The organism is uncultured Algoriphagus sp. (assembly GCF_963974835.1).
Lineage (GTDB): Bacteria > Bacteroidota > Bacteroidia > Cytophagales > Cyclobacteriaceae > Algoriphagus.
In genome coordinates, this window is record NZ_CAXBET010000007.1 from 155,036 (window position 1) to 176,300 (window position 21,265).

Genomic DNA, 21,265 nt, shown 5'->3' on the forward strand with positions numbered 1-21,265 from the left:
TAGTTTATATAGTTCTAATTTATAAAAAGCCCAATTCAAGTTTGGCTGCTTCTGACATCATATCCTGAGAATAAGGAGGGTCAAAGGTTAATTCTATCTCGACATTGTTGATCCCTTGAATCTGCTGAATCTTATCTTTTACTTCAGAAGGAATAAATTCTGCAGAAGGACAGTTTGGTGAAGTCAAGGTCATCAAAATATAGACGTTGTTAACAGGATAAACCGTAATTTCATAGATCAATCCAAGATCATATACATCCACGGGAATCTCTGGATCATACACCAATTTAATAGCTTGAATGACCTTTTCTTTCAAGTTTTCTACTTGTCCTACTGATGTTTCCGGTTTACTTTCTGTTGACATACTATCAGGCATTTTGCTTAGTTTGAATAGCCAAAGCGTAAAGTTTAATTTGCTTGATCATCGAGGCGAATCCATTAGATCGCTGACTACCGATGATGGAGCCCATCCCGATTCTCTCTACGAAATTGAGTTCCGCGTTAATAATCTCTTCAGGGCTGCGATAGTTCAAAACTCTCAATAAAAGTGAGATCAAACCCTTAGTTATGTCAGTGTTAGAATCCGCTTGGAAATGTACTTTTCCATCTTTTTCCTCTGCTATTAACCATACTTTGGATTGACATCCTTTAATTGTATTGGATTCAATTCTTTCGCTGTCAGGGAAATCTTCTAAGCTACCGCCTAGTTCCATGATGTAATAAATCGTTGATTCCTTGTCGTCTCCTAGAATTTCAAATTCTGAAACTATTTCATCTTGAACTTCTTGAATACTGCTCATTTATTTTTGATTCGTGCGATTCGGCTCACGCCTTCCGCCAATTTATCTATTTCTGATTTCGAATTATAAACCGAAAATGAAGCTCTTACAGTTCCTTCAAGTCCCAATCTTTTCATCAAAGGTTGCGTACAGTGATGTCCTGTGCGTACAGCGATTCCATTGGCATCCAGCATCATTCCCACGTCGTATGGATGCATCGCGTTAATATTGAAAGAAAGTACGCTCACTTTGTCCTTTGCAGTTCCTACAGGTATAAAACCTTTAATTTGGGACAGTTGTTCGTTAGCGTAGGAGAGTAGCTCATCTTCGTGTGCCTTGATTGTTTCTTTTCCTATTTCGTTGACAAAATCAATCGCGGCTTTAAAAGCAATAACATCCGCGATATTCGGAGTGCCAGCTTCAAATTTGAAAGGGATTTCATTGTAGGTAGTCTTCTCAAAGGTTACTTCTTTGATCATTTCACCACCTCCTTGGTAGGGAGGCATGCTTTCAAAAACTTCTCTTTTTCCGTACAAACCTCCTAGGCCTGTTGGTCCATAAAGCTTATGTGCTGAGAAAGCAAAGAAATCACAATCCAAATCCTGCACATCGATCGGTAAGTGACTTGAACTTTGGGCGCCGTCCAAGAGAACTTTTGCTCCAACAGCATGAGCCGCATCAATTACTTTTTTGACCGGATTCACTGTGCCTAGTGCATTGGACGCATGGACTATACTCACCAATTTTGTTTTTGGAGAGAGCATTTTTTCGAATTCCTCGAAAAGGATTTCTCCAGCTTCGTTGATAGGAATAACTTTTAGAATTGCACTCTTTTCTTCGCAGAGCATCTGCCAAGGCACAATATTGGAGTGATGCTCCAACGTAGAAATGATGATTTCGTCACCTTTTTCTACAAATTTTCTCCCAAATGTTGATGCGACGAGATTAATCCCCTCAGTAGTCCCTTTAGTGAAAATAACCTCTGCAGCTTCACGAGCATTTATAAATTGCTGAATAGCTTCTCTAGTATCCTCAAAATAGCGAGTAGCCCGATCTGCCAGCGCATGTGCGCCTCTGTGAATATTCGAATTGTCTTTCTCGTAGTAATTCGTCAGCGCAGCAAGTACAGCTTGAGGCTTTTGAGTGGTAGCGGCATTGTCAAAATAAACCAAAGGCTTGCCATGCACCTCCTGATGGAGTACCGGAAACAAGCCTCTGATTTTTTCGATTTCAATTCCCATATTGTTTATTAGAATTTGCTTCCAAGACGGGACTGCACCAATTCTGTGCAATATTCTTTAAAGCTTTCGTCTGTGATATGTTCAAGCACTTCGCCTGCAAAAGCATAAAGTAGCAAGCCTTTGGCCTGATCCTTTGCGATTCCTCTTGCCCGAAGGTAGAACAATGCTTCTTCGTCCAACTGACCAGTGGTACAACCGTGAGAGCATTTTACATCGTCTGCCCAGATTTCCAGTTGAGGTTTGGTATTCACCACAGCATCTTCAGAGAGAAGGATATTGTTGTTTTGCTGGAAAGCATTTGTCTTCTGAGCGTCCTGTCTTACGAAGATCTTTCCGTTGAAAACTCCTCTAGAACTGTCAGTAAGTATGCCTTTATAAAGCTCGTTTGATTCAGCATGAGCCACAGTATGGTCCACATTGGTGTGGTTATCCACGTGTGATTTGCCATTCAGCAAATACAAACCATACATATTTCCTTCGGAATTGCTTCCAAGAATATTCAGGCTCAAATTATTTCTTACAAGTTCTCCGGAAAGAGAAATAGTCACAGAAGAGAATCTACCGTCTTTCTGAATATCAGTTTCAATGTTGCTGACTTCAATTGCATTTTTACCTTCGTTCTGCAACTTATAGTAGCGGATCTGAGAATTGATTCCACCTTTTATTTCTACAACTTTATTGACGAAATAGGGTGATTCGCTAAGATTGACACTGTGATTTATGAAGGTCACTTCAGCGAAGTCGCCTGCTTCGATCCAGACTCTTGGTTGAATTACTTGGCCAGCATCAGCTTTGAAGAAATTCAAGAAAAGTATTGGCTTTTGGATTTGAGCTTTCTTAGGAACGGAGATATAAACTCCTCCGTCAAAAGAACTCTGATTTAAAGCACAAAAAGGATCTTTTTCTGGCTTGGCAATACTTCCAAGAGCTGTGTCAACTTTATCAGAAAGGGTTGAGATCTCTACACCTTCAATGTTAGAAGAAAGAGCTGGCAGATAATGTCCATTGGCAAAAACCAATACATCACCTGCAAAGCCTGGAAATACATTAGCCTTCACCTGCTCGGTAGTTATTTCAAAAGCTCCTGCTGACGCAAAGTTTTGAATAGACTGCTCGATCTTTTTGGTGATCGTGGTGAATTTGTATTCTTCTGATTTATTAGTAGGGAATCCTTGGGCTTGGAAAGCTGACTTTCCTGCTTCTCTGACTTGTTCAAAGCCAGTGCCAGCATTAGCCAATAATTCCACAAGTATATCTTGCTTGATAAGCGTACTCATGAGTGATGTTTTAGGATGAAAATCAAACGGTCGCCTTGGAATCTACTTCGTCTTTGATCCAATCGTATCCTTTTTCTTCTAGCTCTAGCGCAAGCTCTTTAGTACCTGATTTTACAATTTGTCCTTTGTACAATACGTGAACAAAATCAGGGACGATGTAATCCAACAAACGCTGGTAGTGTGTTACCACAATAGTTGCGTTATCTTTTGATTTCAGTTGATTCACACCATTTGATACGATACGAAGTGCATCGATATCCAAACCTGAATCTGTTTCATCCAAAATAGAAAGGGTAGGAGCTAGCATTGCCATTTGGAAGATTTCATTTCTCTTCTTTTCCCCACCGGAAAACCCTTCATTTAAAGCTCTGCTCAAAAGTTTCTGATCCATTTCCACCAGCTTCATTTTCTCCTTCATCAAAGTCAGGAATTTAACAGCGTCAAGGGGATCTTCACCACGGTATTCTCTAACTTGATTAACTGCAGTTCTCAGGAAATTAGTAGAGCTAACTCCTGGTATCTCTACAGGGTATTGAAATGCAAGAAATACACCTTCTCTTGCTCTATCTTCTGGAGACAGGTCAAGCAAATCTTTTCCTTTAAAAGAAACTTCTCCTTCGGTCACTTCATATTCTTCTCTACCTGCCAAAACTGAGGCAAGAGTAGATTTACCAGAACCGTTTGGTCCCATGATCGCATGAACTTCTCCTGCTTTCACTTCTAGGTTGATACCTCTTAGGATTGGAGTCCCTTCAATAGAGGCGTGTAAATTCTTTATTGTTAACATAATTTTAAATTTGACATTTGATATTTGAAATTGGGGCTACCTTACTTTTAGCTTTTAAACTTGTTTCCCCTTATCTCACTGTCCTTTAAATATTTTAAAAAGCCAGAAATAGACTTGCTGATTTCGAGACTTTTTTCACTAGTTACATTAAGTGTTTCTTCTGTGATATATTTTCTGTCAAAAGCTCTGTAAAGTTGAGACCTTGACTCTCCTGCTGAAGCTTTGGCAATGCTTAAGAATTGGATAAATTCTCTATTTCCTTCTCGCTCAAAACCTTCAGCTATATTGTCCATAATAGAACCTGAAGATGAATTAATTTGATTTTTCAGACTGAAATCATTTCTAAAACCCTCTTGTTGAGTTAAGTCAAAGATAATCTTGCAATATTCTCTCGCCTTTTTCCAGATGTCTAAATCTTCAAAGCGAGTGATGGTTGCCATAATTCCAAATCAGAAATTTCAAATCTCAAATCCCATTACCCAACAGACCCTTCTAGAGTCAAAGCCAATAACTTCTGTGCTTCCACAGCGAATTCCATTGGCAGTTGATTCAATACCTCTTTTGCATAACCGTTGACAATCAAAGCAACTGCATCTTCAGTAGCAATACCTCGTTGGTTACAATAGAAAAGCTGATCTTCTCCGATTTTCGAAGTAGTAGCTTCATGCTCTACTTTGGCAGTCGGATTATTGATGTCTATGTACGGGAAGGTGTGTGCTCCACAGCGATCACCCATCAGTAGGGAATCACATTGTGAAAAATTACGTGCGTTAGTAGCTCGCTTCATCACCTGAACCTGACCTCTGTATGAGTTCTGGGATTTTCCTGCAGAAATGCCTTTAGATACGATTCTTGATTTGGTGTTTTTACCAATATGAATCATTTTCGTTCCGGTATCAGCTTGCTGATAATTATTGGTAACAGCAACTGAATAGAATTCACCAATTGAATTATCTCCTTTAAGAATACAAGAAGGATACTTCCAAGTCACTGCAGAACCAGTCTCTACTTGAGTCCAAGAGATTTTAGAGAAGTCTCCGGCACAAATTCCTCGTTTGGTTACGAAGTTATAAATTCCGCCTCTTCCTTCTTTATCGCCTGGAAACCAGTTCTGTACTGTTGAATATTTCACTTCAGCATGAGCTCCAGCGTAGATTTCTACTACTGCCGCGTGTAATTGATTCTCATCACGCTGCGGTGCTGTACAACCTTCCAAATAGGAAACATAAGATTCATCTTCAGCCACAATCAGTGTCCTTTCGAACTGACCGGTATTTGCAGCATTGATTCTGAAATAGGTAGAAAGCTCCATTGGGCAACGAACGCCTTTTGGAATAAAACAAAAGGAACCGTCAGAAAATACAGCAGAGTTAAGTGCTGCATAATAGTTGTCAGTCATTGGTACGACCGAACCCAAATATTTCTTAACCAATTCAGGATGTTCTTTTACAGCTTCGCTGAAAGAACAGAATACAATCCCAAGTTTTGAAAGAGTTCCTTTGAATGTGGTAGCTACAGAAACTGAGTCAAGCACTGCATCTACGGCAATTCCCTGAAGTCTCTTTTGCTCATTCAAATTAATTCCTAATCTCTTGTAGATGTCCAATAATTCAGGATCAACTTCATTCAAGTTCTTAGGCTTGCTAGCTTGCTTTGGCGCTGAATAATATTTCAGAGACTGTAAATCAATTTTTGGATAATGGACATTCGCCCACTTTGGTTCAGACATGGATTCCCAAGTCTTGAAAGCCTTAAGCCTCCAGTCGAGTAACCACTGAGGTTCTTCTTTCTTTGCGGATATCCATCGTATGGTTTCTTCAGTTAATCCTATAGGAGCTTCATCGGCCTCATAGTTAACTGACCACCCGTGTTCGTATTCTTTTGACGTTAGTTCTTCTAAAATCTGATTGTCTTTGCTCATTTTTGCTGAGTTATTTAGACTAATTACATTTTAACGGCGAAGGTACAACATATAATGAAAATATCATGTTTGTAGCCATTGGATAATTCTATCATGCATATAAAACATTGATAGAAAATGCCCTTTCCATTATTCTATACCGTCTTTACAAAAAAAAAGTATTGAAGGTTCAATACTTTTGATTTTTAACTTATTAAGAAAATCTTTTATCTAGATTTAATCTTAATTGTGTTATTTCTCTTTATCGAAAAATTGAATTGGTCGATTAATTGATTCTTCCAGTACAATCAACGTTTCTGTTCTGTCTATTCCTTCCACTTTTTGAATATTATCAAGGACAAATCTTAAGTGATTCGTATCCCTACAAATTATTTTTGCAAAGATGGAATAGTTTCCTGTGGTATAATATGCACTGACAACTTCTGAGATGGTTTTTAGTTTTTCAATGACGGTGTCATAAAGTGAGCTTTTCTCCAGATAAATCCCCAAAAATGCAGAGATGTCATAACCGAGTTTTGAAAAGTCAATATTCAAAGTCGCGCTTTTGACGATACCCATATCTTCAAGTTTTTTCATGCGGACATGAACAGTACCTGAAGAAACAAATACCTTTTTAGCTATTTCTGTGTAAGGTGTTTTAGCATCTTCATTGAGAAGAGAAATTATCTTTAGGTCTATGTTATCGATATCTAAAATTTTGTCCATTTTTATCGAATGATTTTGGATGATTGTTAATGAATCTGCTTGTAAATTAGAGATTGTTCAAAATATAGCAAAATTTTTTTTTCAATTTGTAATTAAAAGCAAAATCTACTTACTTTGGACTCGATATAAATGTTCGATTGAATATTTTGTTCATGGAGTAAAAAGTCAAATTAAAATTTGAGATCATTTTCATTTCCAAATTTTAGTTTAATTTCAACTGAAACTTTTAATCTCTAAAGTTATATTTGGGTTTATATTCTGAAAAGGGTCTTGCTTCTGGCGAGACTTTTTTGTTTTCAGGCAACTATATGTAATACATATTATTGTATTTAAAGAATAATTTTGTATTTTCGATTGGTAAGATCATACAAAATGGCCATGCTTAGATTTTTTTACAGCTGTGTTACTATTTTCCTTACGACATTTTTCGCGGGGAATCTGTTTGCCAAAAATGTAATAAGCGAGCACATTATTGCTGATCGGGATCTAGTAGAATTCAGTAATATTACCCTTAGAAGTGTGGAGAATATTTCTAGCTCAACAAGAATCTCCATGCCTTCAGAATTAATTTTTTTCCCGTTAACTAACGTTGAAGATGACCTCGCCAAGATTCTTAATTCCCGTTGGATTTGGTCAGAAACTACATTAGAGATGATAAATAGTCAATCCGAATTTTTATTTGGTACTAAAAAATCTTCCAAGATAAAAGAGTTGAAAATACTTCTTCAGGTAAACTGCACCGGCAGATTAAGTGGTGTAGAAATTATTAGCAAAGTGAATAAAAGAATGCTTGCAAGGATTGAGTATATTCTTAAAAAGTTGCCTGACTGCAAACCTGTTCCTGGATTTGAAAAGTATGGGAGGGAAACTTTTGAATTAATTATTAAAAAATAGCAAGTCGGCTGGGCCGGCTTTTTTTTTTAAGCGGTTGGGTATTGGTGGTATGGTATTTTTATTTTTGATGGATATAAAATCACCACCCTAATGAAAAAAACACTACTAATTTTACCATTATCCTTAATTTTCGGAGTGACTTTAGCACAAGTCAAGCCATTTAAGAGTGAAAAGGTCTTTAGTGAAAGTGACCCCAAAGCTAAATTCCATACTGTATCCGGAGAGCGACACGGACCGGCTTTTTTTAAAAAACATGAGTTCCCGGAAGTAGAATACGTCCCCACAGATCAGTTGACATTTGATAAATATCACACGGTAGATGTAATGTATCACTGGTATGAGCTATGGGCAGAAAAATATCCGGAAATAGTTGAATTGTACGAAATAGCAAAATCCTTTGAAGGTAGGCCTATTTTGCAGATGACGATTACCAATAAAAAAACAGGAAAGGATACTGACAAACCCGCTGCATATTTCGAAGGAGGAAGACATTCTGGGGAAATTACCGGAAGTGAATCCTTACTTTGGCTAACTCAGCATTTGCTCGAAAACTATGGAAAGGATCCTGAAATAACGCACTTGATTGATACCAAGGCTATTTATTTAAGACCACAGAATAATCCTGATGGGTCTAACCTTTACCTATATACAGCGCAAAGCAACAGAAGCACAGTAAAACCTCATGACAATGATAGAGATGGATTGCTGGATGAAGACCCTAATGAGGATTTGGATGGAGATGGTATAATCTATCAGATCCGAAAAAAAGCTGTTACTCCGGAAGAAAAGGAAAAAGCGAATTATATCATAGATCCAGAGCATCCCTCAGGTAAGTTGATGAAGCGTGTATTTTCAGGTAAGGGTGATTATTTGATGTTTTCCGAGGGAATTGATAATGATGAAGATGGAGACTACAATGAAGATGGAATAGGTGGATTGGATCTTCATAGAAATTACCCTGAAAACTGGCGTCCCGATACCGGTGGAGATTTGACAGGAAGAGGATACACTCAAAATGGTGCAGGAGAATTTCCGATGAGTGAAGTGGAGTCTAAAGCTACTGTTATGTGGATGTTGACACATCCGAATATTTCGGTTGTGAATTCTATGGACACCCGAGTGCCAATGCATCTCCGGGCACCGTCTACCTCTAAAGAAGAGGAGCGCATGTATCCTTCAGATCTGGCGATCTATAGAGAAATGGATGAATTGGGATTGTCATTTACAGGCTATCCATGGGCTGGCGATGTATATAATACTTACTCGACTAGGTATAAAATAAATAGAATGACGGGTGATCCATTAAAACCTTCCCCGCTCTTTGGACATGGGCCAGACTTCGGATACTTCTACTATGGATCCATATGGTACGGAGATGAGCTTTGGAATAATGGAGCTATGAAAGATTACAATGGGGATGGTATTTATGATGATTACGATGCGTTGATGTGGGATGAAGAGGCAAATGAGGGTAAAGGTTTTAAATCCTGGACTTCTATGACTCATCCGACGCTTGGAGAGGTAGAGATTGGTGGTTTTCATCCGAAATTTTTTGGACAGAATGGTCCAACATGGCAATTGGAGAATTGGGCAAAGAAGCAAGCACAATTCAATCTGGCAATGGCAAAGATGCTTCCCGAGTTGAAAGTGGAAGAAGTAGAGGTGAAAAAAAATGCTGATGGGAATTTTGAAATAACTCTTTCCTGGAAAAATGTGGGAGGACTTCCTGTAGCGCTCGAGCAAGCCAAATTAGTGAAAATCGTTCAGGAGGATCGGGTATCATTGGTTTTTGATAAAGAGTTGACTGAAGGATATGAGGACGCCAAGGTTAAAATAGAAAGTCCTGACTTATACGATAAAACAATTTATGCCGGATATACAGGCCTCGGAGAATCTAAGTCAGCAACATTTAAAATAAATGTGAAAGGCGATGATCAAGTCAAAGGTAAAATTAGATTATCGTCTACCAGAGGAGGCTTTTTTGAACAAGAATTCGTTGTAAATCCCTAAAAAATGAAAATCCAAAGAATTGGAGTTACGCTTGTTTTGCTGCTCCTCATTTCGCAAACTCTATTTGCGCAGCAGAAAAGACCACTCACCCATGCTGACTATGATGCTTGGGAGCGTTTGTCTTCAGAGAAAATTACAAAAAACGGAAAGTGGGTCGGGTATCAGGTATTACCTCAGGATGGTGACGGAAGGCTGGAGATTTTTCAATTTAAAAATCCGGATAAAAGGCAAATAATACCTAGAGGGGAGTCCTTTGACTTCTCTGCAGATGATGCATTTGCAGTTGGTAAAATTGTGCCTGAAAAAGATTCCATTCATGTACTTAAGTTGAAAAAGATTAAGAAGGATGATATGCCATCAGATAGCCTTTTCATATATAATTTGACCGAAGGCAAGTTGGAAAAATTACCCAGAGTCAAATCATTTGCAACTCTTCAGGATGCGGGAAGCTGGATTGCGATCCTTTTTGAGAAGGAAAAGAAAGAGAAAACAAAGGATGAAAAAGATACTGAGTCAGATTCAACCTCAAAAGCTGAAAAACCAAAGAAAACAGACGGGACAAAACTTTCCGTTAGAAAACTGGACGGATCAATCACATATGATTTTGACAGAGTTAAATCATTTGCCTTTTCTAAAAATGGGGAGTTTCTGCATTATGTATTGGCGGAAGAAGATACATTGGATAACGCGGCGATTTATCTGCTAAATTTATCTAATGGGGAAAGTAAATTGATTTCGGAAGGTATGACTTCCTATTCAGACGTTACATTTTCTCCCGAATCTAACTACCTGGCATACCTTGCCACAGATGATTCTACAAAAGCAAAAAAGCCATATCATTCACTGTTTCTACTTCCCACTTCAAATGGGGAAGTGAAGGAAATCGCAACTAAGGATTCAGAAGGTATTCTGGAAAATGGCAGAATAAGTGAAAATGGCAATCTTAGATTTTCAGAGGATGAAGAGCGTTTGTTTTTTGGAATTGCTCCTGATTACGTGGACTATAGCTATGAAAATGACACTACAATTCTGGATGAAGAGCGCGTGAGCTTGGATATTTGGGGATGGCAGGATTCTGAAATTCAACCTATGCAACTCAAAAATAAAAGCCGTGAGGAAAAATTTTCATATCTGGCAGTAATCGATTTGAACACAGAAAAAATAACTCAGTTGGCAGACCCAGAAGTGAAAAATGTCAGTTTAGAACCAAAGATTGAGCGTGATTTTGGAATAGCTTGGACTGATGATCCATACAGGATTAATTACAGCTGGAATATTCAGACGGGCAGAGATTTGTATTTAGTGGATTTTAAAAGCGGTACAAAGACTTTGATAGAAAAAGATGCTTCAGGATTTCCATCTATTTCTCCTGAAGGAAAATACGTTTATTGGTATGATGGAAGAGACAGCAGTTGGGTGGCATACAATGTAGATCAAAAAGAGAAAATCAACCTTACCAAAGAACTGTCAGAAGTATTTTATGAAGAGTTGCACGATTCCCCTTCGTTGCCTGGCAGCTACGGAAACGCTGGTTGGTTGGCTAAAGACGAAGCTTTCTTAGTTTATGACAGATATGATATCTGGAAAATTGACCCGGCAAATCCTTCACAAGCGATTAATCTGACTTTGGGAGCCGGAAGAAAGTCAAATACTGTATTTAGGAGACAAGATCTGGACAGAGAGGAAAAAAGTATTGATCCCAAAGGTGAATTGCTGCTCACTGCATTTAATGAAAAAACGAAGGATTCCGGATATTACATAGGTTCTTTTGACGGTAAGTCTGCGCCAAAGCAATTATTAATGTCAGCAAATCGCTATTACGGGTTGACAAAAGCAAAAGAAAGCGCAGAGGTATTCTTGAACAAATCTACTTATCAAGAGAATCCAGACATGTATTTAAGTGATTTGACTTTTAAGAATTTCACAAAAGTCTCTAATTTAAATCCTCAGCAAGCTAATGTTAATTGGGGTTCTGTTGAGCTTGTAGATTATCTGGCAAATGACGGAGAGCCGTTGCAGGGTTTGTTGTTTAAACCTGAGAATTTCGATGCCTCCAAAAAATATCCGATGATGGTTTACTTCTATGAGAGAAATAGTGACGGGCTGCATAATTACAGGGCTCCTGCTCCAAGTGCATCTACGATCAACATTCCCTATTTTGTCAGCAATGATTATTTGGTTTTTGTACCGGATATCAAATATGAACTTGGGCTTCCAGGGCCAAGTGCTTACAATTGCATCATACCAGGTGTACAATCAATTATTGCAAAAGGCTATGTGGACACAGAAAATATGGCTATCCAAGGACAAAGCTGGGGAGGGTATCAGGTCGCTTACTTGATCACCCAAACCAATATGTTCAAAGCTGCTGGCGCAGGCGCTCCTGTGGTAAATATGACTTCTGCCTATGGAGGAATCAGATGGGGTACGGGCATGAGCCGCATGTTCCAATACGAACAAACCCAGTCTAGGATAGGAGGGACGCTTTGGGAAAAACCGGTTTACTACATAGAAAACTCACCCTTGTTCTTTATGGATCGTGTCAACACGCCAGTTTTAATCATGCATAACGATGAGGATGGATCTGTGCCTTGGTATCAGGGAATTGAAATGTTTATGGCCTTAAAGCGATTGAATCAGCCTGCATGGTTACTTCAGTACAATGGAGAGGATCATAATTTGGTGCAGCGTAAAAACCGAAAGGATTTATCAGTGCGACTGAGCCAGTTCTTTGATCATTACCTGAAAGGAGCTCCTGAACCACTATGGATGTCAGAAGGATTGCCTGCAGTTCAAAAAGGAAAGACTCTTAAATATGAGTTGGAGGATTAAGCAAAAGGCTCTGGAATTGAAATTCCAGAGCCTTTGTTTTTTAGCAGGATAATCTTCCAGTAAATTTTAAAATTCAAATTGCTGACTTTTATACCGCAACGGCAGCCTTGATATGAGGATGCGGATCATAGTTAAGTAGTTCAAAATCCTCGTATTTAAATTCAAAAATATCTTTTACCTCAGGATTGATTTTCATCGTTGGTAAATCCCTAATCTCCCGACTCAATTGTAATTCAGCCTGTTCCAAATGGTTAGAATATAAGTGTGCATCTCCAAATGTATGTATGAAATCACCAGCTTCCAGTCCACACACTTGTGCCACCATCATCGTAAATAAGGCATATGAAGCAATATTGAAAGGAACACCCAAAAACACATCCGCACTTCTCTGGTAAAGCTGGCAGCTTAACTTGCCGTCAGCGACATAGAATTGGAAAATCGTATGGCATGGTGGCAAAGCCATGTTATCTACATCTGCTACATTCCAAGCACTTACGATATGCCGGCGACTATCCGGTTTGGTTTTGATCTGATGAATCAAGTTTTTGATTTGATCGATTTCCCCACCTTTGCCATCCGGCCAATGTCTCCATTGATAGCCATAGACAGGACCGAGATCTCCATTCTCATCAGCCCATTCATTCCAGATGGAAACTTTATTATCAGTAAGATATTTGATATTCGAGTCACCTTTTAAAAACCAGAGTAATTCAATGATGATTGAGCGAAGGTGTAGTTTTTTGGTAGTAACTACCGGAAATCCTTTCGATAAATCAAACCGCATCTGATGTCCAAAAATACTCAACGTTCCCGTCCCGGTTCTATCTCCCTTTACTGCTCCCTCATCTAGGATTTTGCGCATCAAATCGTGGTATTGCTTCATCTTTTTTATTTGATTTTCTAGTTTCGGCAAGTTAATCAGTTCCGAGAATAAATGGAATTGATTTAACACAAAGCCGCGTCATTCTTGTTATACTTGAATATGTGATAGTTCAATAAATCCAACTGTTCCTATTAATGTTTCGAAGATCCAGAGCTTTTTTATTTCTTGGTATTGCCACTTTTCTCTGCGTTTCTCTGGCTATTTTTCATCCCGTTCCTCAGTTTAATTATGATTTCGAAACTTTTTTTCCACAGGATGATGTGGACCTGGATTTCTATGAAAGTTTCAAAAGTGAATTCGAAAATGACAATGACTACTTACTCATAGCCTTGACAAATCCGGATGGAAATCTTTTTAACACTGAATTTTTGACGGAGTCCTATTCAATTCAAAGTAAAATTCAAAAATTGGATAAAGTCGATACAGTTATTTCCATCCTTAATTTGGAGCAGCCAGTTATTGGGTTGTTTGGGTTAAGTTATAGAAAAGTATTGGACTGGTCTGATGAAAAAACACTTGCCCGCACGTCCAGTAACTTGGATCAATATAGATCTCAATTAATTTCGAAGGATGGAAACGCTTTGTTGCTTTGGATTAAAAATGAACAAAATATAGGCAAAGAAGAAGGAGATGTATTATACAGCTCAATTACTGATATTTTTAATGAATCAGGCGTTCAGCCAGTTGCCATAGCTGGCAAAATTCAGATGCAGGGGGATTTTATAAAACTTATGCAAAATGAGTTTGGACTATTTTTCGGGTGCTCTATTCTACTCATGCTTTTCTTGCTAGTCCTAATTTTTAGGTCTTGGTGGGGAGTGGTCATACCCTTAGTCGTTTTGATCATAGGAGTTGCTTGGGCTTTTGGTTTGCTGCTCTATTTAGGAAAACCCATAGATGTAATGTCGGTGATGCAGCCAACTATTTTTATGATCGTTGGTCTAAGTGCGCTGATACATTTTTTTACGCATTTGATTACTAAACTTAAGGCTGGAGCAAAACAGGAAGAAGCTATCCCTGCAGTTTTCAAGGAATTAGTGATTCCAGTTTGGCTAACCATATTGACTACCTCACTAGGATTTATATCTCTTTATTTTACCACCATTCCTGCTCTTCAGGATTTTGGTTGGACCACTGGTCTTGGTGTTTTGGTTATTTTTTTTGCGGTAATTTTCATTTCACCGGGGTTATTGTTTTTAATCCCAATCAAGATAAAATCCTCTACTCAAAAAATTGAGAGCCCTAGCATTTTACATAGACTTTTCCAATGGCAATTAAGTAATAGGAAATGGGTTCACTTCTCTTTTCTTGGCATTACACTGATTTGTTTTTTTCTTGGGTCTAAAGTCAAGGTTAACGGATACTTACTTGATAATCTTCCAAATGATCATCCAATTCACCAGGACTTTGAATATTTCGATAGGGAATTTGGCGGGTCAAATCCTCTGGAGATATACTTATCTGTAGGCCCTCAGGCTAATTCCTTGCTGGACCTTAATGTCTTGGATGAGATGAATAAAGTGGAAGGAAAAATCAAAGAGCTTTTTGGAGAAGGGGAAACAATATCTCCTTTGACCATAGTCAAATCCCTAAATCAAGCCCAAAATCAGGGAGATCCAAATGCCTTTATACTTCCATCCAAAGGACAGCGGCAGCGTATGGATCGCTGGATAGACAAAGCTGTTTCAACTGGTGCTCTAAACGTGTTGAGTGAGGACAAAAAATCTGGAAGAATGAGTGCTAGAACACCTGACTTAGGTTCTCTTCAAATGACAGAGCTTCGTAATGAATTTGATGAATTTGTACGAGCTGAAGTAAACTCTAATTTGCTACAGACTCGCTGGACCGGAACTGCTTATCTAATTGATAAGGGACATAAATCTGTGACGTTGCAAATGGCAAAAGGTCTTGGCGTCGCTTTTTTATTGGTAGGAGTGATCGTAGGTTTTTTATTTAGATCATGGAGGATTTCATTCATTCTTTTGATTCCCAATCTCATTCCTTTAGTCTGGATGCTGGGATTGATGTATTTATTGGGAATTGAATTCAAATTGACCACAGCCATTCTTTTTACAGTTGCTTTTGGAATCGCCGTAGATGACAGTATTCATTTCATGAGTAGACTAAAGCATGAACTGAATTCTGGGAAAAACCTGATTTATGCTCTGAAGAGAACTTACTTGGAAGCTGGGAAAGCGATGGTTCTAACTACTCTGGTTTTGACAGCTGGTTTTGGGTTATTGATTTTTAGCCAGTTTGGGGTCACTCACTTTACAGGCCTCCTGATTTCTGCCTCCATGATCTTTGCCATTCTAGCTGATATGCTTTTACTTCCTTTATTGCTTTTACCCCTTAAAAAGATGTGGGAAAAGAAGTTTCTTAAGCAGTAATCACAAAACTACTTCTCAAATCCGTCCCAGGAGAAGGTTGCCGAAATTGGATAATGGTCCGAATAATCCACTTCTCTATGGGTTTTGAATTGCACAGCATTGAGCTTCTCACTTGAAAAAATATGATCAATTCTTAGAAAGAATAATATTCTGTTATAGGTGAAGCCAAAACCCCGACCGGCATTTTCGAAGGCATTTTGATATTTTTCTCCTAGCTTAAAGTAAGTATAAGAATAAGGGATTTCGTTTAAATCACCCAAAAGGATCAAAGGATGAGGACTATTGTTCATATGTTCGATCAGAACTTTGAGCTGCTTACTTCTAGCCAGGCTACCTCTTTGTAGCTTGCCCAGCGTTTGTCGATAATTTTCCTTGACACCATCCAGATTTTCCAATCCATCAGAGTCAATGTTCATGGATTCAAGGTGGGCGTTGTAGATTCGGATGGTATCACTTTTTACTAGAATATCTGCGAATATCGCTCCGTTTGTTCCTTGCGCATTGAATACTTTCCCATCATTTATTATGGGATACTTGGAGAAAATCGCAAGTCCATTTGATCTTTTATTCGGATTGCCATCTGTGATATGGTAAGAGACTTTGTAATTGGATTCTTTGCCTAGAATTTTGACAGCGTCGCGGGATGGAGTAGTATTATCCTGATAAAACTCCTGAAATACTTTTACGTCTGCCGGCTGATCCTGAAGCCATGAGAGCACATTAGCTTCTTGAGCGCCTTCACTTTTTCGCAAGCCGTAAAACATATGTGCATTATATGTAAGTACTTTAAGGCCATCGGCATCTTCATTCTTTGGATGTATCTGAAAAGTGGCCAGTAGAAATTTATAACCTAGCAATAGCGCTATGAGGGGAATTAAGAACAGCTTTCTCCAGGAAAGAATCAGAGTCACTAAAAGAAATAGATTTAAAATCAGAATTACCGGAATGAAAAATGGCAAGAGTCCTACATATTGATAATATTCTGGCGATATGTAGACACTGGCAAATAGTAATAAGGTAACGGCAAAAATCAGCCAGGTAATGACTTTCATGAATTGAAATTAATCTGGCTAAAAGGTAAGCAATAAATCATGTCCTCATGAATTGGTTTTTGCGTTAAATTCTTGCTGAAAGAAGCATAAAAGATCTAGATGCTGTTTGCAGAAATCTAATTAATTACCTTGTAAAGGTAGAAATTTTGGTATTTCAGCAAATGAATATGATTAAAATAGTGAAAGAGAGGATTGAATTTTGCTGATTTACAAAATATTAGTTATTTCGATAGAAAATTACCCACTATGAAAACATTTAATACCATTTTAGCTACAACAATGATTCTTGTGGTTTTTGCTTCATGCAGTGAATCAAAGACAACAGAATCCACAGAATCGGAAGTAGGTGTAGAGGCTATGGAGGCTGCAGAAGAGGTAGAATCCCGACCAAGTCCATTAATGGTAAATGAGGGGCAAATCTCCGGCAAGGCATTTAAAGTGCAGTATGGCTCACCGGCAGTTAAAAGCCGGGAATTGTGGGGTGATCTAGTGCCTTACAATGTGGTATGGAGAACAGGTGCAAATGAAGCATCTTATGTGGAACTATCTGAGGATATGACTGTAGAAGGTGAGAAGCTTGCCGCAGGCAAATACTCTTTGTTTACAATCCCTAAGGAAACCGGACCTTGGACGGTTATTTTTAATTCAGAATGGGATTTAGAGCATGGTCATTTCCAATATGATGAGAAAAATGATTTATTAAGAGTGGAAGTGGCTCCGGTCTGGGAGACAAGTAGTCAGGAATCGTTATCAATCGAAATAGAAAATCCTGGAATAGTAATTCGATGGGAAAAACTCAAACTGCCAATTACAATTATGTAGAAATAGCAAGTTCTTATCACAGCCTTCAAATTTAATTTGAGGGCTTTTTTATTTGTGCAATTTAAAAGAAAAGGTGTATGCTAAATCCTATTCAGATTGGGTTAAATTCGTTTCAAATCCTAAAATTGAAAAAATGAGGTATGTAGGCTTTTTAATCATATTGGTTTTAACCTTAGCCCTTGCTATTGCAGTTTCCACTCCTTTTGGAGCAATACCGCCTTTGGCTCCCTTACTTGATCCAAATCATGGTTTTTGGCAAAACAGCATTTCAGAGGACGCGCTGGCCGACGAAGAATTAGAACTCACTAATTTGTCAGGCGAAGTAAAAGTGGTGTACGATGAAAATCTGATTCCTAATATTTTTGCTAACACACAAGCAGACTTATATAGGGCGCAGGGATATATCACAGCAAAACATCGCTTGTGGCAAATGGAATTCCAAACCATGGCAGCGGCCGGAAGAATCTCAGAGATTGTGGGGCCATTAGCCATCGATTTGGATAGAATGACCCGAAGGAAAGGCTTGGCTTATGGAGCTGAGAAAGGGATGAAATTTATTGAAGAAACCGATCCTGAGTCATTAAAATTATTGGAAGCTTATGCGGATGGGGTAAACCAATACATTGACCAGCTGTCAGCTGCTAGGTTACCTGTAGAATATAAAATATTGAATTACCGTCCAGAACATTGGTCATCATTCAAATCCATTCTTTTATTGAAATACATGACTGACATGTTGGTGGGAGATCGTGATCTGGAGTATTCTAATCTGAGAAAGCTATTGGGAGATGTCATGTTGGACAAACTCTACCCAGAATATCCCATCGGAGTAGATCCAATCATAGAGTCTGGTCATAAATGGGACTTTGATCCGTTACTAATTTCCCGGCCGGATAGTATAAATTATGCTGATGATCAATTGATAATAGATCCTTTGCCACAGCCTGAAGAAGGAACTGGTTCTAACAACTGGGCAGTTTCCGGATCCAAAACTGAAAGCGGAAATCCTATCTTGGCAAATGACCCTCACCTAAGTTTAAATCTACCTTCGCTTTGGTATTCTATGCAATTGACCACTCCTGAGCATTCTGTGAAAGGAGCAACTCTGCCCGGAGCATTAGGGGTGATTTCCGGATTTAATGAAAATATTGCTTGGGGGGTCACTAACGCTACTAGAGATACCCGGGATTGGTACAAAATCACCTTTCAGGATGCGTCCAGAAAAGCATTTCGATATGGAGAAAAGTGGGAGCAGACCAGCTTCCGGATCGAAGAAATAAAAGTTAAAGGTGAAGAAGTTTTTCATGACACTGTGGTCTACACTCATTATGGACCAGTTGTTTATGACAAAACTTTTAAGTCAAATAGGCAGGATGTAAATTTCGCATTGAAATGGAACGTGCATGAAGGATCAAACGAGCAGAAAACATTTCTTCTTCTGAATGCAGCTAAAGATTATGAGGACTACAATGCAGCCTTGGATAACTTTACCGCCCCTGCTCAGAACTTTGTCTTTGCATCAAAAAGCGGTGATATAGCGATGAGAATTCAGGGTAAATTTCCGTTGAAATGGAAAGGCCAAGGGAAGTTCTTCATGGATGGATCCGATCCCCAAATGGAATGGCAAGGATATATTCCCAATGAGCAAAATGCAAATACGTTAAACCCTTCCCGTGGATTTGTGAGCTCTGCTAACCAGCACCCTACAGATTCCACTTATCCGTATTATGTCTTTGATAATAGCTATGAGTTTTATAGAAACCGCAGACTGAATAGCCGTTTGCAAGAGATGACAAATATCACTATTGAGGATATGCAAAGCCTACAGTTTGATGATTATTACTTACATGCTGCGGAGGCTTTACCCATCATGTTGGATCTCTTGGGTGAATATGAAAATCAATCGGATGCTAAAAAATATATATCCTTACTGAAAGAATGGGACTATTATGCAGATCCAAATCAAAAAGCTCCAACCTTGTTTTATATCTGGTGGAGAAAAATATACAGTGAAATTTGGAAGGAATTATCACAAAACAAGGCTCCGATAGTTTTGCCTACTTATTATCAAACAGTTTTGTTTCTCAAAAATGAGCCGACCGGGGAGCTGTTTGATTTTAAAAACACAGCGGAGATAGAAACTGCAGCAACTCACATCAAGCAAGGTTTCATCCAAATGATTGAAGTAATGAAGACTTGGGAAGCAGAAGAGGGTGATTTTTCATGGGCTAACTATAAACGAACTAGTATACAGCACCTTGTTCCGCAATTCAAATCGTTCTCGGTGCAGAATGTATATACGGGAGGAGGAGCAGGGATCTTAAATGCAACCAGTGAGAGACATGGGGCAAGCTGGAGGATGGTGGTAGAACTGGGTTCCGAGGTCAAAGCGTTTGGTATATATCCAGGAGGGCAGTCCGGCAATCCAGGAAGTAAATTCTACAGTAATTTCATTCAGAAGTGGGCAGACGGTGAATACCTTAATTTCGATCTTAGGAAACCCGATCAGACAGAGGGTGTATTGTTTCAAACTATTCTAAAATAAAGCTATGAAGTTTATATTTTTTACTTTTCTCACGGCTCTAATTGTACTTGTATTTAATCCGTTTCTGCCATATTGGTCGGTCATGCTTCTTATATTCATTTTCGCCGCAATTATTGGTAATAAGGGAGCTGGTGCCTTTTTTGCCGGGGGCTTGGGGATGGGATTAGTGTGGTTAGGGCAAAGCATTTATATAAGCACAGTTTCGGGTAGTTCATTGCCAAATAAAATGGGAGAATTGATGGGCTTTGGAAATGAAATTGCGCTATTTGCAATTACCGGAGTATTAGGATTTTTATTAGGTGCATTTAGTGCTTTAAGCGGAAGTTTTTTTAGAAAATTGTTTAAAAGAAAGCCTGATAATATTTATGGAGGATATTGAAATAATTAATAATTAGTTATTTGCCTTCACTCTTAATCAAAAAGACATTTTTTATTTTTCCAATTCAAACCAATGAGTACCTTTGTTACTCACTACCAAGAGCAGTTTTATGCTTGAATCCTTAATTACTTCAAAAACAAGGTTGAGGTTGCTTGTCAAGTTTTTTGTGAACTCCAAGACACAAAGCCACTTGCGAGGATTGGCAGACGAATTTGGTGAATCAACAAATGCAATTCGTAAGGAGTTGAACAATCTGACAAAGGCGGGGATATTGGTGAAAGAGTCGGATAAAAATAAAATTGCCTACAAGGCAAATGTTCAGCACCCTTTTTTCACAAACATTCAGGATATCATTCGTAAATACTTAGGCTTAGATAAGTTGCTTGAGCAAATTCTAGAAAGAATGGGCGATGTAAGCCAAGTGATTTTAATTGGGGATCTATCGAAGGGTATCGATTCCGGGAAAATTGACGTTCTGGTTACCGGTGATAATCTGAATGAGAATTACATACTAAATCTATCCACTAAAATTGAAGAATTGATAGATAGAAAAGTGGTATTGACATTGCAGGCTGGGCGGATAGGATCCACTGGGCTAATTTTGTTTGACAAAGAAGTGGGAGCTTAAGAAGCTCAAAATCTTAAGTATTAAAATTTTTGATAGGCGCATTTGTGACTGAAAGGGCGAAGCTGTATTTAACTGCCTAAGAATCGATATAAAATAAGAACTTAGCAGCATAATTAATTT

At 38.5% G+C, this 21,265-nt stretch carries 18 protein-coding genes; 8 read left to right on the top strand and 10 right to left on the bottom strand.

What is annotated here, in order from left to right; translation table 11 throughout:
• Positions 1-19: 19 nt before the first annotated feature.
• From AACZ73_RS14675 to AACZ73_RS14710, 8 genes are all read right to left on the bottom strand, one after another.
• Positions 20-364, bottom strand: a complete 345-nt coding sequence (locus AACZ73_RS14675; RefSeq protein ID WP_339878961.1) for a DUF59 domain-containing protein — start codon at positions 362-364, stop codon at positions 20-22.
• A 4-nt stretch (positions 365-368) separates the two neighbouring features.
• A complete protein-coding gene (locus tag AACZ73_RS14680) occupies positions 369-800 on the bottom strand; it encodes a SufE family protein (protein ID WP_339878962.1) in 432 nt (143 codons plus the stop codon).
• Entirely contained in the window at positions 797-2,020 is a 1,224-nt protein-coding gene (locus AACZ73_RS14685; RefSeq protein WP_339878964.1) for a cysteine desulfurase, read from the bottom strand. The genes AACZ73_RS14680 and AACZ73_RS14685 overlap by 4 nt, the downstream gene beginning before the upstream one ends.
• 8 nt (positions 2,021-2,028) lie before the next feature.
• Positions 2,029-3,297, bottom strand: coding sequence for a Fe-S cluster assembly protein SufD (sufD, locus tag AACZ73_RS14690; protein ID WP_339878966.1), 1,269 nt, complete (start codon positions 3,295-3,297; stop codon positions 2,029-2,031).
• Positions 3,298-3,319: 22 nt separating this feature from the next.
• Positions 3,320-4,084 (bottom strand): Fe-S cluster assembly ATPase SufC, encoded by a 765-nt coding sequence (gene sufC, locus AACZ73_RS14695; RefSeq protein WP_339868247.1) that lies wholly within the window; start codon positions 4,082-4,084, stop codon positions 3,320-3,322.
• Positions 4,085-4,131: 47 nt separating this feature from the next.
• A complete protein-coding gene (locus AACZ73_RS14700) occupies positions 4,132-4,524 on the bottom strand; it encodes a four helix bundle protein (protein WP_339878967.1) in 393 nt (130 codons plus the stop codon).
• Between the two features lie 35 nt (positions 4,525-4,559).
• Positions 4,560-6,005, bottom strand: coding sequence for a Fe-S cluster assembly protein SufB (gene sufB / locus AACZ73_RS14705; protein ID WP_339878969.1), 1,446 nt, complete (start codon positions 6,003-6,005; stop codon positions 4,560-4,562).
• A gap of 231 nt (positions 6,006-6,236) precedes the next feature.
• Positions 6,237-6,710, bottom strand: coding sequence for an Lrp/AsnC ligand binding domain-containing protein (locus AACZ73_RS14710; protein WP_057935770.1), 474 nt, complete (start codon positions 6,708-6,710; stop codon positions 6,237-6,239).
• A 552-nt stretch (positions 6,711-7,262) separates the two neighbouring features.
• On the opposite strand from AACZ73_RS14710, the gene AACZ73_RS14715 reads away from it, so the two are divergent.
• The 3 genes from AACZ73_RS14715 to AACZ73_RS14725 all read left to right on the top strand — a co-directional run bounded on the left by AACZ73_RS14715 (position 7,263) and on the right by AACZ73_RS14725 (position 12,446).
• On the top strand, positions 7,263-7,604 hold the full coding sequence (locus AACZ73_RS14715; protein WP_339878971.1) for a hypothetical protein: 342 nt from the start codon (positions 7,263-7,265) through the stop codon (positions 7,602-7,604).
• Positions 7,605-7,694: 90 nt separating this feature from the next.
• Positions 7,695-9,614: a M14 family metallopeptidase gene (locus AACZ73_RS14720; RefSeq protein WP_339878973.1), complete on the top strand. Its 1,920-nt coding sequence runs from the start codon at positions 7,695-7,697 to the stop codon at positions 9,612-9,614.
• A 3-nt stretch (positions 9,615-9,617) separates the two neighbouring features.
• Positions 9,618-12,446, top strand: coding sequence for a prolyl oligopeptidase family serine peptidase (locus AACZ73_RS14725; RefSeq protein WP_339878974.1), 2,829 nt, complete (start codon positions 9,618-9,620; stop codon positions 12,444-12,446).
• A gap of 88 nt (positions 12,447-12,534) precedes the next feature.
• Here AACZ73_RS14725 and AACZ73_RS14730 read toward each other — a convergent pair whose 3' ends face one another.
• The gene (locus AACZ73_RS14730; protein WP_339878977.1) at positions 12,535-13,329 is read right to left on the bottom strand and encodes a thymidylate synthase; all 795 of its coding nucleotides are present in this window, start codon (positions 13,327-13,329) and stop codon (positions 12,535-12,537) included.
• A 134-nt stretch (positions 13,330-13,463) separates the two neighbouring features.
• On the opposite strand from AACZ73_RS14730, the gene AACZ73_RS14735 reads away from it, so the two are divergent.
• Positions 13,464-15,719, top strand: coding sequence for an MMPL family transporter (locus AACZ73_RS14735; RefSeq protein WP_339878978.1), 2,256 nt, complete (start codon positions 13,464-13,466; stop codon positions 15,717-15,719).
• An 8-nt stretch (positions 15,720-15,727) separates the two neighbouring features.
• Here the strand turns inward: AACZ73_RS14735 and AACZ73_RS14740 are convergent, their stop codons facing one another.
• Positions 15,728-16,771: an endonuclease/exonuclease/phosphatase family protein gene (locus tag AACZ73_RS14740; RefSeq protein ID WP_339878980.1), complete on the bottom strand. Its 1,044-nt coding sequence runs from the start codon at positions 16,769-16,771 to the stop codon at positions 15,728-15,730.
• 246 nt (positions 16,772-17,017) lie between these two features.
• Between AACZ73_RS14740 and AACZ73_RS14745 the strand changes: the two genes are divergently transcribed.
• From AACZ73_RS14745 to AACZ73_RS14760, 4 genes are all read left to right on the top strand, one after another.
• A complete protein-coding gene (locus AACZ73_RS14745; protein WP_339878981.1) occupies positions 17,018-17,593 on the top strand; it encodes a DUF2911 domain-containing protein in 576 nt (191 codons plus the stop codon).
• Between the two features lie 133 nt (positions 17,594-17,726).
• On the top strand, positions 17,727-20,138 hold the full coding sequence (locus tag AACZ73_RS14750) for a penicillin acylase family protein (RefSeq protein WP_339878982.1): 2,412 nt from the start codon (positions 17,727-17,729) through the stop codon (positions 20,136-20,138).
• Between the two features lie 4 nt (positions 20,139-20,142).
• Positions 20,143-20,517, top strand: coding sequence for a hypothetical protein (locus AACZ73_RS14755; RefSeq protein WP_339878983.1), 375 nt, complete (start codon positions 20,143-20,145; stop codon positions 20,515-20,517).
• 109 nt (positions 20,518-20,626) lie between these two features.
• Positions 20,627-21,145, top strand: a complete 519-nt coding sequence (locus tag AACZ73_RS14760) for an ArsR family transcriptional regulator (RefSeq protein WP_339878984.1) — start codon at positions 20,627-20,629, stop codon at positions 21,143-21,145.
• Positions 21,146-21,265 lie beyond the last annotated feature (120 nt).

Excerpts from the sequence above, each read along its gene's own strand:
- AACZ73_RS14675 (WP_339878961.1), bottom strand. The coding sequence starts at position 364 with ATGTCAACAGAAAGTAAACCGGAAACATCAGTAGGACAAGTAGAAAAC.
- AACZ73_RS14680 (WP_339878962.1), bottom strand. The coding sequence starts at position 800 with ATGAGCAGTATTCAAGAAGTTCAAGATGAAATAGTTTCAGAATTTGAA.
- AACZ73_RS14685 (WP_339878964.1), bottom strand. The coding sequence starts at position 2,020 with ATGGGAATTGAAATCGAAAAAATCAGAGGCTTGTTTCCGGTACTCCAT.
- sufD (WP_339878966.1), bottom strand. The coding sequence starts at position 3,297 with ATGAGTACGCTTATCAAGCAAGATATACTTGTGGAATTATTGGCTAAT.
- sufC (WP_339868247.1), bottom strand. The coding sequence starts at position 4,084 with ATGTTAACAATAAAGAATTTACACGCCTCTATTGAAGGGACTCCAATC.
- AACZ73_RS14700 (WP_339878967.1), bottom strand. The coding sequence starts at position 4,524 with ATGGCAACCATCACTCGCTTTGAAGATTTAGACATCTGGAAAAAGGCG.
- sufB (WP_339878969.1), bottom strand. The coding sequence starts at position 6,005 with ATGAGCAAAGACAATCAGATTTTAGAAGAACTAACGTCAAAAGAATAC.
- AACZ73_RS14710 (WP_057935770.1), bottom strand. The coding sequence starts at position 6,710 with ATGGACAAAATTTTAGATATCGATAACATAGACCTAAAGATAATTTCT.
- AACZ73_RS14715 (WP_339878971.1), top strand. The coding sequence starts at position 7,263 with ATGCCTTCAGAATTAATTTTTTTCCCGTTAACTAACGTTGAAGATGAC.
- AACZ73_RS14720 (WP_339878973.1), top strand. The coding sequence starts at position 7,695 with ATGAAAAAAACACTACTAATTTTACCATTATCCTTAATTTTCGGAGTG.
- AACZ73_RS14725 (WP_339878974.1), top strand. The coding sequence starts at position 9,618 with ATGAAAATCCAAAGAATTGGAGTTACGCTTGTTTTGCTGCTCCTCATT.
- AACZ73_RS14730 (WP_339878977.1), bottom strand. The coding sequence starts at position 13,329 with ATGAAGCAATACCACGATTTGATGCGCAAAATCCTAGATGAGGGAGCA.
- AACZ73_RS14735 (WP_339878978.1), top strand. The coding sequence starts at position 13,464 with ATGTTTCGAAGATCCAGAGCTTTTTTATTTCTTGGTATTGCCACTTTT.
- AACZ73_RS14740 (WP_339878980.1), bottom strand. The coding sequence starts at position 16,771 with ATGAAAGTCATTACCTGGCTGATTTTTGCCGTTACCTTATTACTATTT.
- AACZ73_RS14745 (WP_339878981.1), top strand. The coding sequence starts at position 17,018 with ATGAAAACATTTAATACCATTTTAGCTACAACAATGATTCTTGTGGTT.
- AACZ73_RS14750 (WP_339878982.1), top strand. The coding sequence starts at position 17,727 with ATGAGGTATGTAGGCTTTTTAATCATATTGGTTTTAACCTTAGCCCTT.
- AACZ73_RS14755 (WP_339878983.1), top strand. The coding sequence starts at position 20,143 with ATGAAGTTTATATTTTTTACTTTTCTCACGGCTCTAATTGTACTTGTA.
- AACZ73_RS14760 (WP_339878984.1), top strand. The coding sequence starts at position 20,627 with ATGCTTGAATCCTTAATTACTTCAAAAACAAGGTTGAGGTTGCTTGTC.